The organism is Actinophytocola xanthii, assembly GCF_001921205.1.
In the GTDB taxonomy this organism is placed as follows: Bacteria; Actinomycetota; Actinomycetes; order Mycobacteriales; family Pseudonocardiaceae; genus Actinophytocola; species Actinophytocola xanthii.
In genome coordinates this window covers 1-429 of the sequence record NZ_MSIE01000170.1, presented here as the reverse complement: position 1 = coordinate 429, position 429 = coordinate 1, and the positions used below count along the sequence as shown (strand labels likewise).

At 68.3% G+C, this 429-nt stretch carries 1 protein-coding gene; it reads right to left on the bottom strand.

Translation table 11 applies throughout. From position 1 onward, the window contains the following. A partial coding sequence (locus BU204_RS37735; RefSeq protein WP_143230059.1) for a matrixin family metalloprotease occupies positions 1-429 on the bottom strand: 429 nt, incomplete at both ends.

Genomic DNA, 429 nt, shown 5'->3' with positions numbered 1-429 from the left:
GGCGGTGGTGCAGGCGGGGGTTTTGGGGGTCATGGTTTGGGCGGAGTTCTGGGCGACGTGCTCGAGGCCGGCGGTGTGGCCACGCTCGTGGACCATGACCGACTCGAGGTCGAACTGGTTGGTGCAGCCGGCGGGCTGGGTGGTGAACCACTTGTGGACCTTGTTGTCGATCAGCACGTCGGAGGACAGGACGGTCTTGGAGCCGGTGCGGTAGTAGACGCAGGTGTAGGCGAGGACGCTGGCGGGCAGGGTGCCCCAGCTGGTGACGCTGACGTTGTCGTTGCCGGTGCAGGTGCCCTGGGGGGAGACCTGAGCCGCCTTCGTGCTGGTGCCGGCGTAGATGTCCTGGGTGACCTGGGTGGTGGCCGTGCCGCAGCGGGAGCTGGCGGTGAACAGGGTGGTGGTCGCGGACTTGATGGCGGGCAGCGC